The organism is Alphaproteobacteria bacterium (assembly GCA_019746225.1).
In the GTDB taxonomy this organism is placed as follows: Bacteria; Pseudomonadota; Alphaproteobacteria; order Paracaedibacterales; family VGCI01; genus VGCI01.
In genome coordinates this window covers 45,020-57,854 of the sequence record JAIESE010000001.1, presented here as the reverse complement: position 1 = coordinate 57,854, position 12,835 = coordinate 45,020, and the positions used below count along the sequence as shown (strand labels likewise).

At 41.3% G+C, this 12,835-nt stretch carries 13 protein-coding genes and 1 tRNA gene; 5 read left to right on the top strand and 9 right to left on the bottom strand.

Annotation, left to right across the window (positions count from 1 at the left end; all coding sequences use genetic code 11):
* Nucleotides 1-94 precede the first annotated feature (94 nt).
* Both yihA and dapD read left to right on the top strand, forming a co-directional pair.
* The gene (gene yihA / locus K2Y18_00245; protein MBX9804167.1) at nucleotides 95-748 is read left to right on the top strand and encodes a ribosome biogenesis GTP-binding protein YihA/YsxC; all 654 of its coding nucleotides are present in this window, start codon (nucleotides 95-97) and stop codon (nucleotides 746-748) included.
* Nucleotides 749-751: 3 nt separating this feature from the next.
* The gene (dapD, locus tag K2Y18_00240) at nucleotides 752-1,585 is read left to right on the top strand and encodes a 2,3,4,5-tetrahydropyridine-2,6-dicarboxylate N-succinyltransferase (protein ID MBX9804166.1); all 834 of its coding nucleotides are present in this window, start codon (nucleotides 752-754) and stop codon (nucleotides 1,583-1,585) included.
* Nucleotides 1,586-1,590: 5 nt separating this feature from the next.
* On the opposite strand, the gene K2Y18_00235 is transcribed toward dapD, so the two are convergent.
* The 4 genes from K2Y18_00235 to K2Y18_00220 form a co-directional block, all read right to left on the bottom strand.
* Nucleotides 1,591-2,034 carry a hypothetical protein gene (locus K2Y18_00235; protein ID MBX9804165.1) on the bottom strand — a complete coding sequence of 148 codons (444 nt, stop codon included), beginning with the start codon at nucleotides 2,032-2,034 and terminating at the stop codon, nucleotides 1,591-1,593.
* A 94-nt stretch (nucleotides 2,035-2,128) separates the two neighbouring features.
* Nucleotides 2,129-3,076 carry a DUF952 domain-containing protein gene (locus K2Y18_00230; protein ID MBX9804164.1) on the bottom strand — a complete coding sequence of 316 codons (948 nt, stop codon included), beginning with the start codon at nucleotides 3,074-3,076 and terminating at the stop codon, nucleotides 2,129-2,131.
* A 5-nt stretch (nucleotides 3,077-3,081) separates the two neighbouring features.
* Nucleotides 3,082-3,972 (bottom strand): hypothetical protein, encoded by an 891-nt coding sequence (locus K2Y18_00225; protein MBX9804163.1) that lies wholly within the window; start codon nucleotides 3,970-3,972, stop codon nucleotides 3,082-3,084.
* Nucleotides 3,965-4,666, bottom strand: coding sequence for an ATP-binding cassette domain-containing protein (locus tag K2Y18_00220; protein MBX9804162.1), 702 nt, complete (start codon nucleotides 4,664-4,666; stop codon nucleotides 3,965-3,967). The genes K2Y18_00225 and K2Y18_00220 overlap by 8 nt, the downstream gene beginning before the upstream one ends.
* A gap of 181 nt (nucleotides 4,667-4,847) precedes the next feature.
* Here K2Y18_00220 and K2Y18_00215 point away from each other — a divergent pair.
* Nucleotides 4,848-4,924: transfer RNA gene (locus K2Y18_00215), tRNA-Met, on the top strand.
* 409 nt (nucleotides 4,925-5,333) lie between these two features.
* Here K2Y18_00215 and K2Y18_00210 read toward each other — a convergent pair.
* From K2Y18_00210 to K2Y18_00190, 5 genes are all read right to left on the bottom strand, one after another.
* Complete coding sequence (locus tag K2Y18_00210; protein ID MBX9804161.1) at nucleotides 5,334-6,227, bottom strand: hypothetical protein; 894 nt, start codon at nucleotides 6,225-6,227, stop codon at nucleotides 5,334-5,336.
* A 56-nt stretch (nucleotides 6,228-6,283) separates the two neighbouring features.
* Nucleotides 6,284-7,303 carry a response regulator gene (locus K2Y18_00205; GenBank protein MBX9804160.1) on the bottom strand — a complete coding sequence of 340 codons (1,020 nt, stop codon included), beginning with the start codon at nucleotides 7,301-7,303 and terminating at the stop codon, nucleotides 6,284-6,286.
* 124 nt (nucleotides 7,304-7,427) lie between these two features.
* A complete protein-coding gene (locus K2Y18_00200; GenBank protein ID MBX9804159.1) occupies nucleotides 7,428-8,156 on the bottom strand; it encodes a HAMP domain-containing histidine kinase in 729 nt (242 codons plus the stop codon).
* A 583-nt stretch (nucleotides 8,157-8,739) separates the two neighbouring features.
* Nucleotides 8,740-9,783 (bottom strand): hypothetical protein, encoded by a 1,044-nt coding sequence (locus K2Y18_00195; protein ID MBX9804158.1) that lies wholly within the window; start codon nucleotides 9,781-9,783, stop codon nucleotides 8,740-8,742.
* A gap of 232 nt (nucleotides 9,784-10,015) precedes the next feature.
* Complete coding sequence (locus tag K2Y18_00190) at nucleotides 10,016-10,717, bottom strand: S24 family peptidase (protein MBX9804157.1); 702 nt, start codon at nucleotides 10,715-10,717, stop codon at nucleotides 10,016-10,018.
* Nucleotides 10,718-11,079: 362 nt separating this feature from the next.
* Here K2Y18_00190 and K2Y18_00185 point away from each other — a divergent pair, with 362 nt between their 5' ends.
* Nucleotides 11,080-11,748, top strand: a complete 669-nt coding sequence (locus K2Y18_00185) for a hypothetical protein (protein ID MBX9804156.1) — start codon at nucleotides 11,080-11,082, stop codon at nucleotides 11,746-11,748.
* A 15-nt stretch (nucleotides 11,749-11,763) separates the two neighbouring features.
* Nucleotides 11,764-12,684 (top strand): LysR family transcriptional regulator, encoded by a 921-nt coding sequence (locus tag K2Y18_00180; GenBank protein MBX9804155.1) that lies wholly within the window; start codon nucleotides 11,764-11,766, stop codon nucleotides 12,682-12,684.
* Nucleotides 12,685-12,835 lie beyond the last annotated feature (151 nt).

Sequence of the window (12,835 nt, the reverse complement as noted above, 5' to 3'; positions counted from 1 at the left end):
AGGGGAGAGGTGAAAGCAGCCTTACCGATCATTGATACCTAACCCTCAATCCCTAAATGTGTTAACACCCAAGGGAATCCAAAGGATTAACCGAATGTCAGAAGAGTTTAACCAGGAAGCTTTAGAGTGGGGAAATTGGCTATTTGCACAAGGATGTGACTTCCTGAGAGGTGCAGCTTCATTGACGGACTTGCCTGAATTTGGTCAGCCGGAAATTTCATTTGCGGGGCGCTCCAATGTTGGGAAATCCAGCCTCATTAATGCTCTGACCGGTCGGACAACCCTTGCGCGCGTTTCCCACACGCCGGGGCGCACCCAACAGCTTAACTTCTTTTCGCTGGCCAATCGCTTGGTCTTGGTGGACATGCCGGGGTATGGCTATGCCAAAGCCTCAAAAACCTCGATTGCCCAATGGAACGAGCTGATCCAGCTTTACCTGAAAGGTCGCCCAACCTTGTCACGGGTCTATGTGTTGGTGGATAGCCGTCATGGGTTGAAAGAAAATGATCTTGAAATGATGCGCATGCTTGATGTTGCAGCCGTGTCCTATCGCATCGTCCTTACCAAAGTTGACAAGGTTTCCCCGACGCCTCTACGCGACCTTCAAAATTCAATTGAAGAAACCTTGAAAAAACATCCCGCAGCCTACCCTAAAATCAGTTTGACGAGTACGGTCAAAAAATTAGGGATTTCTGAATTGCGCGCAGAGGTTGCTCAATTTGCGATTGGAAGTCCCCAACAAATATAAGGAATGATCACCATGACAGCTGAACAATCCATCATCGAAACTGCGTGGGAGAATCGGGAAAATTTATCTCCCCAAACGAGCGGAGAGATCCTGGCTGCAGTAGATCATGTGCTCAACTTATTGGATCAAGGCCATCTCCGTGTGGTAACAAAAAGGGCCCATGGCTGGGAAACGCACCAGTGGATTAAGAAAGCGATTCTGTTGTCGTTTCGACTGAAGGGGTCGCAAGTCATAGAAGGGGGGCCATCTGGTGCCCCTTGGTTCGACAAAGTTCCTTTGAAATGTGGCGGCTGGTCTGAAAATGACTTTGTAAGTGCTGGCTTTCGCGCTGTTCCCGGCAGCATCATCCGTCATTCCGCTTTTATCGCCCCTAACGTTGTTCTTATGCCCAGTTTCATAAATGTTGGAGCTTATGTTGGTGCTGGGACCATGGTTGATACGTGGGTGACGATCGGGTCGTGCGCTCAGATTGGCGAGAACTGCCATATTTCTGGGGGTGTGGGGATCGGAGGTGTTCTTGAACCTTTACAAGCAAATCCTGTCATCATTGAAGACAATTGCTTCATTGGCGCGCGTAGCGAAGTCGCCGAGGGTGTCATTGTTGAAGAAGGTTCTGTAATCTCTATGGGTGTCTTTATCGGCGCTTCGACCAAAATTATTAACCGTGAAACTGGCGAGGTGACTTACGGTCGCGTGCCACCCTATTCCGTTGTTGTTCCAGGAACAGTGCCGGCTTTAGATGCCTCGCGACCGTCTTTAGCATGTGCGGTAATCGTCAAACAAGTTGATGCGAAAACGCGTTCGAAAACTGCGATTAATGAGTTGCTGCGGTTTTAAGAAACTTATTCTTTTAAGAGTTTAGGTTGTTTTAAACTCGTGAGATTGGTTTCCGTCGCAACTTTCTTCAAATTGCTTTCTGCGACAAAGAACTCAAGGCGTTTAATCCACCACTCTTTGGCAGCATTAATTCTTTGAACTAACACTTCTTTTCTTTTAAAGGGGTCTACAGGTAGATTTGATAGTAAACCATCTTCCTCAGTCCCTTTATTTCCCCATAAAGTCATGCTTAAATCTTCAGCTCGTTGCTCAAGACTCCTCTTTTCATTGTACAATTTTATATTGGAAAGATAGCCTTGGAGAGGACTGTTTGGTGATTGATCTGCGAGAGCTTGCAAACTTGTTAGATCAACCGCAGTTTCTTGTAGAGCTTTTAATTCATCTGAGGCTTTTATGTCAAAGGTAAGAACTGTAGAGAAAATAAGTAAAGAAGTCAGAAGTTTTTTCATGGGCCCCTCAATGTTAAATAAAATTTTTATAAAATCATCATGCAAGACTCATATTTAACTAGTTCATATTTTTTGTAAAGGGGAATTTACAGCCCTATGAAATAGCTTTCCAAGAAATTACTGCATCGAGGGGAAGGGAGCCATACAGGTGGGGATATTCCGTGCCACCTGGTTTGTTGGCTTCAATTTTCAAGGCGCCTTCGGGAAGCTTTTTTGGATCAATGCTCAGCAAAATTACAGGGCTTTGATTCTTCAAAAACTTCTCTCGAATTTTTGGATATTGGTCTTCTAGAGCGCAATGCATAAAGCCATCCTTGAGGTCGAGAGAGCTGCCATAAAACACCCCCTCCTTTTGAAACTTCTGCCACTCTTCGCGAGTCAAAATTTTATAAATTTGGTTCATAAGAGGCTCCCTCTCACTCGTTAAGGGATGTGTTTCGAAGGGCACATGCATTCTCATAAAGGCCCACAAAAACTTATTATACTCGGAAAAAATCAGAGAAAACGCCCCCTCATAACGCCACCAGCGCAATGGTGTAAACCCATTGGGGAAGACAGGATGGGGAATAATTGTGGTTTGGGGGAGCAAACGATGAAGCTCCAGCAAACTTCGTGGCATATGATAAGCAGCAGTGACCAGACGAAGTGACGTGACCTTATTTTTCTTGACCCATGCTGCCGTTTCTTCGGCATTTTCTTTCGTGTTCTCAGCGTCAAACCCAAGGTGAGTTACCGGAGTTAAGGGTTTACGCTCTTCGCGAGCAATCACGCCAGAGGTCTCGAGGAGTTTGAAAAGGGACTTTAAATTTTCCTCAGGATGAACACCAGAGATAAAAATCATGTGAGCGCGGTTGTCTTTGAGCAGTTGGTATCCCGTCTTTAAACGCTCACGTCCCCCCGTTAGAACCACGATAGCTTGGGTATTGGTATGGTTATCTTCGACATGTCTTGGAATGGCAAAGATAAAAACACCAAAACCTCCCATCCAGAAAAGGAGGAGGAGGAAGATGACTTGAAGAATTCGATGAATCAAACGCCCCAAATTCTTTACCCCAATCGTGCTAAAGTTCTAAGAACAGAGAAGCGTGCTGCCATAAAGCTGATCCCTCCAACAATAAAGGGCAGCACCAAAATCGCAATCAAGAGTGTAATACTTAAATTTGGTTTTAAGGCCTCTGAGACGCCCAAGCGCAAGCTTAACCCATTCAGAAAAAGAATCGTCGGGATGGCAATAGCAACCCCCCAGGCGCCGCCTTTTAAGGCGAGCCAAAAGGCACGCCGTTGGAATTTACGCGCAATATAACCATTGTTCGCACCGACCAATCTTAAGACGTCAATAATGCTGGAGTGGGTGGCAAGTGACGAGCGGGTAATGAGTGTAATGGTGACCATCACCGTTGCGCCAATCAAACTGATAAACAGATAGGCCATCGCTTCTAAAGAAAGGCGCAACTTCTCAAGGGTGTGTTGCCATTGGGTATGCTCTTCAATGCGAATGGCGGGAGAAATCTGATGGAGGGTTTCTGTTATTTCTCCCACATTTGCAACGACATTCGGTTTCATATCCACATCAATTAAAGCGGGGAGGGTCAAATCCTGAAGCAGATTGATTTGGCCAACCCAAGGTTGAAGCAATTTTAAGACTTCTTGATTGTTGACCAGTTTGACGCTTGCGATGCCAGGGGTTCTTTGCAACGTTGCCAAAACATTTTCAATCATGGTCTCCGGATCTTGAACGCCATGTAATGGAAGCTCGATGGTCAGCCGGCTGGTATTTCCTAAATTCCATTGATTCAAGGACGAGGAAATGGAGACAGCGCCGGCAAAAACAAGACTCAATAAAAACACCATGAGCCCCACAATCCAGCATACATAACGACTACCTACATCTTGCCCGACCGGGATATCATCAATGGTTTGGGGAGGGGGTTTACGCATAGATACTTCTGGCCTGTGGAGGGGGGGGTTGACGATTGGCGATCAGTTGGCCTTGATAGAGATGCAACTCTTCATAAGGAAATTCTGCAACAAGCGCACGGCTATGGGTTGCGAGTAGAATGGTTGTTCCAATTCGATTCAATTCTTGAAACAGATGTACAAGTCTCGTGGCGGCTTCGTGATCCAAATGGCCTGTTGGCTCGTCCGCGAGCAAAATGAGGGGGCGGGTGATCACAGCACGGGCGATGGCCACGCGTTGTTTTTGACCATCCGAAAGGGTTGTGGGGTTTTGTTTTAAATGATTTCCAAGGCCTGCCCACTGCAGCAACTCAACAGCTTGTCCACGCGCTTGGTTGAGTTTGACACCGGTGATCGTGAGCGCAAGGGCGACGTTATCGACAATGCTTAAATGGGGCAGAAGGCGACAATCTTGAAGGACAAGTCCGATGCGTTGGCGAAAGATGGGAAGAGCTGATGCGTTGATTCGGGTGATGTCTTTGCCAAATACGCGCACTGTGCCGTGAGTGGGTAAAATGCCCCGATAAATGAGCTTTAGGAGAGACGTTTTTCCGGCGCCACTGACCCCGGTCAAGAAATGGAAGGATCCAATCTTCAAGGAAAAGCTCAAATTTTGCAGCACTTGAGCGCCAGGATACCGAAGGCCAACCTGGTCAAAGCGAACAATTTCAATCATATCGGGGCGTGGCTGTGTCAAAGTAACCCTCATTCCTTATTTTCCTGACTTTGACATATTGTATTTCACACGTCCAGAAAAGAAATGCAAGGAGGGACGCATATTTATCTTGCAATAATCCCTAAATAAGCATAATAATCTAACTTTAAGATTTGAGGCATGCCCTCACGTTTTTACCTATCGCGGGGTAGAGCAGCCCGGTAGCTCGTCAGGCTCATAACCTGAAGGTCGTTGGTTCAAATCCAGCCCCCGCAACCAATCATATCAAGGCTTACAGAGGTTTCCAGAAAAGACGAAAAAAGCCCAGTGCCGCACTGGTGCCGCAAAAACAGGGTTGAAGTGCAAAATATTTTTCTCTTTTAATGCACCCCTCATCTACATCCTGTTCCTTTTTCAAGACTTGCAATTTTCCCTTAAAGAGTAAAATTACACCTCAAATTCAATGCGACAGCGCAACAAGGCGACATTTAGAAAATTATTGCCAATAAAGGGCAGGAATCCAAGTTCAGAAGCTCCAAAGACCTTGATCTGCTTCTGTGTGATTTGGTGCAGATGGGCTATGTCCAAGAGGGACCTCAAAATGTATTTTCTATCCTACATCAACCTTAACTAATTGGGTGTTCTTTAAGAAATTAATATGAATTCTAGCTTCTAGAAACTATACCAATCATTTTAATAACAACTGCAAATGCGCGGCTGACCCTGGGAAATAATCACTAGATCGGTACAGAATACTAAACCGGCTTTCACCAGGAACTTGCAGTTGTTTTTTTTCTGCTCTTTGTAAACTAGCAATAGGTGTATTTACAATTTTTATTTCGACAGGGGCAACTTTTTTACCATAAGACTCATCTAATTTCCAGGTATCCCTAATTAATGGTTCCCGTAAATTACTTTTAGTTCTCAACATTTCTAGTGTGGCTTTACTGATGTTACTACCACTTGCATCAATGGTTGTTAAACTCCGTAACGTATTATTTGCAAATAATTTTGCAAGGAAATCATTGGCATTATATAAAGATGCGTGTTCGGGCGGGCAAGACACATCAATTTCTCTTATATTACTTAAATCTGCTTGGCTGAGAAAATCAGTGAGACATGAAGCTGATAAGTTGAAATTTGACAAATCTAAGTAATTAAATTTAAAGAGATATTCAGGAAATTCAACCTGTAAGAGCTGCACTTGTAGATCTTTTGCCTTAATCTTAACTGTTTGAGAACTGTGGTGCCGAATGGCCGGATCACGCATCCTTGGTGAATCTGAACTTTCAAAAAGCACAGTTGCTCCTTGTAATCCAATATAGTTTGGGAAAAGTGCCTGAGATCCTTGAGGGATTTCCCGTACATCCATTCCTATTGCTCCCCTTGAATCCTCATATGGTATGATTAATTGATTTCCCTGTCGGTATACACCCAATGCCCCTGCCGGTAGTGGCAAATATAGATTTCCCATTTTCGGATAGGATTGTTCAGAAGCAGCTAGCTCTGCTGCATTTACATGGTTACTCATAGCTAGCAACGAAGATATAAAAAATAGGTGTGTTTTTTTAATTATTATCATGTGTTTGCTCCTTTATTACATTTAGCCAAACTTATGCAAAAGATATTAAAAAGTGCTTATTTACTTACTGCTGCCGAATCCTTCTGATACCCCTTTATAAAGTCTTGAAATGTGCAAACTTTGTTTGTTTCTATGTCGAGCATATTCGGAGCGCAGGCAATGTGGTACGTCTCGAATCCGCCTTCTAATGTTTGAAGAGGATAGGCATACTTTTCCCACTGGGAGCCTGCAGGAATGGTGATGGTATTTTTATCATGAAAACAAATCATCTTTTTATAGCTTTTTAAGTCATTTAAGAGGGTTTGAGGAGCCGCTTCACCCTCTGGTAAATCTTCATGCCACATGTTGAGTTGATCTTTGGTGTAGGTAAAAAGACCATGGGCGTTTGATTTGTCATCCAGAAGCAGAAAATTCCCTGTAGTTTCAAATAAATAGTACTCAGTGATGTTTTTCTCTTTAATGATTTTATCAAAGAAATCAATAAACACAGGATCATTTAGGCAGTTCTTCTTGGTGCTAAAAGTGGCAACGTCTAACATGAGTTGAGAAACTTTTGTAAAGTAAGCACGCTGAGTTTCAAAAAGGCTTTGATTTAAGATGTTAAGGATGTCAGGATCTTGCTTTCTGATATATCGATGTATAATCCCCTTATTAAATGCTTGAATCGCCAGTTGCTCATCTCCCTCTCCTGTCAGAAGAATTTTCTGAATTGAAGGGTCTGTAATTTTCTCGCAAAGTTCCAATCCATTTATACCAGGCATGGCATAATCTACGATAATCGTTGATATACTCTCGAATCGTCTCGGGTTATAAATTTCCTTCAATAGGTCATAAATGTTAACATCTAGCTTTGCGTGTTGCCATTTATCCTCATCTGGTTGGCATACGAGTCGTTTCTCGAATGAATCCGGATTATAACCTTCGTTTAAGTAAGTTAATGCTTGATGGGGGCTATTATAGAATTGATAAGTGAATCTGGAATCATCAAGATAAAGTTCAAGATCCTTTAATAATGCAATGTCATCATCGATCATTATTACTTTGGTTGGGAACATACAAACAGGGATAGTATTCATGAATTACTCCTTTAAATATTGCTTATCAATTGTATTGTGCAAACATAGACTCTTAATTAAAATTCATGTCATTAACTCACAAAAAAGTCAAAAAATGAAATTGCCCATATCGGTAAACTTTTATCTATTCTGCCTTCATGGAAATAGGAAACTTCAAGATGAAAGTCGTATATTCCCCTTCTTTTGATTCGCAAAGTATGGTTCCTCCAAAACTCTCCATGACAGACTTGCAGAATGCTAACCCAATTCCAGTTCCATGTTGGGTGTGGCTATAAAACCGATCAAATATATGCGTAACCATGGAAGAAGGCATCCCCTTCCCTGTATCCTTAAAATACAAATAGTTGCCACTCGAGGTTGTCTCAGTCCATAAAGAAACGTCCCCCTTATTTGCTGCTTTGACGTAATAAAGAGCATTTTTTAAGAGATTAAACAAAACATGTTTCATGAGGAGCTTGTTGCCATAAAAAGAGAAGTCCGGAGTGTCTTTCCAAGATATCAAGGCTTTCTGTTCGCTTGTTAACGGATAATCATGAAACATGTCTGTAACGCATTTTCCGATGAAACAGGTCTCAAAATTTTTGTCAGTAAAGGAATCATCCTTCAACGTCATCAGAAGCATATCAATAACCATAGAAGCACTTTGGGTTATTTTAGTCAAATTTTCAGGCGTTTCTGTTAACTGGTGTAGATTTTTTTCGGAGATGGGGTTGATGTCTAATTGTGCATCCTTTGCTTTATGATATCCCTCAATGAGAGGAGGTAGAAACTTTTGAATACCTCCAACACTAGCCCGAATTCCCAAAAATGGTGTTCGCATTTCATGAGCAATCGTTCCCGCAAGGGATTTCATCGCTATTAGTCTTTCTTGGTTAATATGATCTTTCTTGTTAGAGAAGAGGGCAATATATATTACCGGATTCATATAAGTTATAACTAAAGGGATAATATCTGGTGGCAATTGTCCATCCGTTGATGTCAGATAAAAGACAAACCAAGCTAGAAAAAATCCTACGACAGAAAATGCGAGGTATTCTTTCCAACTTAGAAAGAATGACAAGAAAAATAACCCGCTTAGAACATTAACTTTCCACATAGTGGAATCAGGATTGTTAAAAAGCATAAAGAAAAAGAAAAAAGGAAATGCATAAAGCAGAGTGCTGTATAAAACGATGGGCATTAATTTTTTAAAGGAGTTAGGAAAGTACTTTATTGTTACAAGGGCCAAACCTAGAAACCCTATACTTAGTCTTAGAAATAAGCTTTCATAGCCATGTATCCCGATAATATATTTGTTCATAAGATAAAACATAGGGAAGGTGACAATAATAAAATAACCCAGATTGGTTAAATATGTTTCAGAATTTGTGGCTTTTTGGTTGATCCGAGCCCATAGATTTAAGCAGTAATTCCTCAACATAAAAGCTCCTTTTATTCTATGAACAGTTCAACAAACTAAGCTTTTCCAATTTGTTTTGTAAGAGTTGGCCTTGACTTAATTGATAGAGAACAGATCTTTGAGGATAATCAAGATCCAGGAGGCCTTTGGAGTTTGTTTCAACAACCCCTTTAAATATTGAACAAAACATGAGGGCTATTGTCAACTGGATCTTTTCTAAAGGAATACTATCTTCATCAGCTCCTTGAAAGTTTACAGGGAAGCCACAGTTTAATAAATGTATGCCATCAACAAATATATCTTCATGGCAATTATCATTCTTTTCAATCTTTTTCCTAAAATAGGAAGCATCAAACTCACGATCAGAGGAAGATGCACTTACCAGGACAACACCTTCTTTTAAATTTGAAATGTGCTCAGAGGTCATAATTCTGTTTCCCGTAGCGCCAATGATCATATCAAAAGAAGAAACATCGAGGTCTTCCTTATGAATTTCGCTCAAATGAGGTATCTTATCATAACAAACGACATCATAACGAAGCCGAAGTGCCTGCGTTAGGTATTTACCGAGAGCTCCATTGCCAGCTATGAGAATTCTTTTTGGGACAATCCCCAGATTATTAATAGCTCGTGTGATATGTTGAATTTGAGCTTCACTAACTGCAGGGGATTCACCTATTAATTTTAGGGAACACCGCGCAACATTAATAATGGGAATATTCAACTTAAGCTTAGCTAGTTTATGATACCCAGCAGATGTTTGTTCAACGCCTATAACCTGTCTAAACATTGTAGCGCAACTATTAACAATAGAAATAAGTTCACCGCCGTCATCCAAAACAATTAGTTTTGCATGTTGGGGGATCTTTAATCTGGTAACAACGTTTTGAAAAAACTCTGACATGTTTTTTCGAAATTGATTATCGTAGGATTGATGGCTGTCAAATTGAGAACTTGAGGGACAAATATATATTCCTTCCTCTTCCATTAGAGCTAGTGCAGTTGGACTGTTAGAATAGCATTTCCCAATTAAAGCCGTTCTTTCAGGTAGAAGGCCATTATCAAAACATGATCGTAACATGAGTAGGGTCGATGGAAGCAAGTGCTGGCAGCCAATAAGATAGAAATCCTTGAGTGAATCCAAAGGATATGATGACGAGAGAAATTCAAGTATCGATAAACGTGATATCGGGGATTTGTAATTGTTTATCATAATGCTTCCTTCATTTTTTATATAAAATCAAAATTATTGATGCTTTTTATTTTATCACGTTTGAACTTTTTCTTCCCTGCGACAAAACGCCGTCAATGCCTTAAATTGTAGAGCCTCGTCGTCGCCAGACGACTTCACTCAAACTTGCAATCTCCTCTAGGCGAATCAAGGGATAATCCTTATTTGTTGCCAAGAGAATATAGGCCTCTCCTTCTTTCAACAAACGGCGGACCAAAAAATGATTGGGGGATGCTTCAACCAAACAAATAACTTGGTGAAAAAGATGAATCTGGTCCAAAGGGATGTTTAGGGCGCCAATAAATTCTCCAACTTCATAATCTGGAGCCATAGCCTCGTCGGTTATTTGAATGGCCACGCCCTTTCTTCCAATTTGCTGACTATGGTCGCAAAACAAAGCGATCTCTTCCTGGATGAGAGTTTTCAAAAGATCGGGGGATTGTTTTTTGAGTTGTCGAGATGTTATTGGCGGCACATATGTTGCGGCTTCTCTAGAAGACTCTAGGTAGGGTGTGGGGCCAATTCCCTCAATGAGCCAATCTTCTGTGCAAACGATGCCTTCTTCGGCTAAAGCCTGACAAAACTTGGTTAAATTAACGCCTCGAGAAAAGTTCCGGCGGAGCTCCCAAGACTGAACCGTATACCAATTTAGTCCATATTTCGTGCAAAATGCTTTGCGAGATAGGGGGGAAAGCTCTCGTGCAAGTCGAAACCTCTCACCAACGGTTAGCGGTTTGTTCGGATCTTTCTCTTCTGTTGTAGGAGTGTCGGACATCTTCATCATAAACTCTTTTATTAAATTTATAGAGGCCGCACCTAAAAATCATATCGGCTATGCAAATTGCGTCAATAGAGAACATTTATATATAATTATCCTTAAATCTTCTTTTACAATACACACTTTTTCTGCTTATCACAATGTATTTGTGTATCCTTTTAAAATTATTTTTAAGCAGTGCGGCTTTTTGTGAAAACTCATGAAATTAGCTATCCCTGAGGTGAGATAGTATCTATAAATGATAATCGAGAAGTAGTCTTAAGACAAAATTAATGGGCAAGTGTGTAGAATACAATCAAAATACTTGATTAACATACACATGGCAGCTATAATGAACTCGTTTAGCTCATTTTGTGGGAGAAAGTTTTATGCTTAAATTAATAGTCAACAACACCCATCCTATTTATGGAAGCGTTTTGTCCAAAGATCTTGAGGCAAAACAAACCCCTACATTATCCCCGCCCTTAAATACCTTTCTTGTAGATATTCGAGAGTTTTCTCAAAATCTTTATATTTTTAGAGCACAAGACTTTACCCAAGATTTAACTTGTGAAATGACTCTAGAGCTGTCAGAAGGCTTTGCAGTTTCACCTAAAGATGGAGAGGAAGAAGAGTATCTTGTGCCGATTATGACATGTAACTTTCCCAGTATCAACGAATCGCAGTTTAATGAAAAGGTTTACTGGGACGAATACCTTCAAGGAATTTTGATGGTTCAGTTTCAACTAAAGATATTGGAGCAACTTTTCTTGTTTTGTGAAGAGAAGGAGGCAGTCACCCTTACCCTGACCTTCGATGAGACCAAAATTGATTATCTAGAAATATATCGAGGTTTTTTCACCTCTGAAGAAGAAATCATAACCACAAGAGGCGTCCAAACACAGATTGTCATTCCGACCGATGTAGAGACCTATGATGAGGTGATTGATTTTATGGATGACGTTGATAGAGATCTTCGCCAAACTTTATGGCGCGGTCAAAAGAGTAATCCTGCTTTTCGGAAATACCTCCTGGATCACTCATTATCTGCGCATTGATAGAAAGTTCTGACCATGTTGCCTTTAAATACCTCACCTTACTTTCGGGACCTAGATTGGGAAAAACTCAAAGCCTTTTATTATGTGGCTAAGATGGGGAATATTTCTTATGCCGCACCTTTAATGAACCTAACCCAATCTGCTTTCAGTCGCCACATTACAGGGCTTGAGAAACACTTGGGATACCCTTTGTTTGCGCGCAAAAAAGATGGAGTTAACCTTACACGAAAAGGTGAAGAACTTTTTGGGATTGCTGAGAGCGTTTTTTTAGATATGAAGGGATTCACCAGCCAAACATTTGCACCCTTGAAGCCTGGGAAGAAGAGAAAGATTAGGATTGCAACCAGTCATGATCTCGCGGCATATCTCATCAATGATCTTATTCTGGAGTATAATGTGGATCATCCAGACCTTGTTTTCGAGGTAATCGGCGCAGATCAAACCATTGACGTTATTTTGTACGATGTAGATATGGCCATTCAACCTCATGATCCAAAGACAGATGATGTGAAATGGCAGGTCATCCAAGAACCGTTTTTCACATCAGTGAAGAAACCTTATGCGAGCACTCGATACCTGGAAAAATACGGTGAACCCCAGACCATCGAGGACCTGAAACACCATCGCTTTGTTTCCTCTATCTCCGAAGTTGATTCCTTCGAGGATGCGAAAGGGGTTTTAGAACTCAGCATTGACAGTGGAGATAGACACAACCACGCATTCCTTTCCAACTCGCTTGAGTGCCTGATTGAGGCAGCGCAAAAAGGAAAAGGCATCATCAGTGCCTATGAGAAAACGAGGATCGTTCAAAACTCAAACCTCAAAAACATCCTCCCGGATTTGATAACCAAGAAGCGTCAGGAATATTTTGTTTATCCTGAGTATCTTAAGGCAGACAAGAACATTTATGAATATAAAAGGTTATTTAAGGGGTAGAATTATAGGAAGGGAGCAGTAATTTTATATATTCCACTTGTCGCAACGTGTCGCAAATGAGAATGCGACAAATCGAGTTTTTAGAAGTGAGGATTACAGAGGATGACAGACCATGCTTTTAAGTTTGTCTCATTGTCGCGTCTGTCGCATT

What these genes read in the sequence shown, in the direction of transcription:
- K2Y18_00205 (MBX9804160.1), bottom strand. Translation starts at nt 7,303, where the DNA reads ATGAATACTATCCCTGTTTGTATGTTCCCAACCAAAGTAATAATGATC.
- K2Y18_00225 (MBX9804163.1), bottom strand. Translation starts at nt 3,972, where the DNA reads ATGCGTAAACCCCCTCCCCAAACCATTGATGATATCCCGGTCGGGCAA.
- K2Y18_00235 (MBX9804165.1), bottom strand. Translation starts at nt 2,034, where the DNA reads ATGAAAAAACTTCTGACTTCTTTACTTATTTTCTCTACAGTTCTTACC.
- K2Y18_00220 (MBX9804162.1), bottom strand. Translation starts at nt 4,666, where the DNA reads ATGATTGAAATTGTTCGCTTTGACCAGGTTGGCCTTCGGTATCCTGGC.
- K2Y18_00185 (MBX9804156.1), top strand. Translation starts at nt 11,080, where the DNA reads ATGCTTAAATTAATAGTCAACAACACCCATCCTATTTATGGAAGCGTT.
- K2Y18_00190 (MBX9804157.1), bottom strand. Translation starts at nt 10,717, where the DNA reads ATGATGAAGATGTCCGACACTCCTACAACAGAAGAGAAAGATCCGAAC.
- K2Y18_00200 (MBX9804159.1), bottom strand. Translation starts at nt 8,156, where the DNA reads ATGAAATCCCTTGCGGGAACGATTGCTCATGAAATGCGAACACCATTT.
- K2Y18_00180 (MBX9804155.1), top strand. Translation starts at nt 11,764, where the DNA reads ATGTTGCCTTTAAATACCTCACCTTACTTTCGGGACCTAGATTGGGAA.
- dapD (MBX9804166.1), top strand. Translation starts at nt 752, where the DNA reads ATGATCACCATGACAGCTGAACAATCCATCATCGAAACTGCGTGGGAG.
- K2Y18_00210 (MBX9804161.1), bottom strand. Translation starts at nt 6,227, where the DNA reads ATGATAATAATTAAAAAAACACACCTATTTTTTATATCTTCGTTGCTA.
- yihA (MBX9804167.1), top strand. Translation starts at nt 95, where the DNA reads ATGTCAGAAGAGTTTAACCAGGAAGCTTTAGAGTGGGGAAATTGGCTA.
- K2Y18_00195 (MBX9804158.1), bottom strand. Translation starts at nt 9,783, where the DNA reads ATGTTACGATCATGTTTTGATAATGGCCTTCTACCTGAAAGAACGGCT.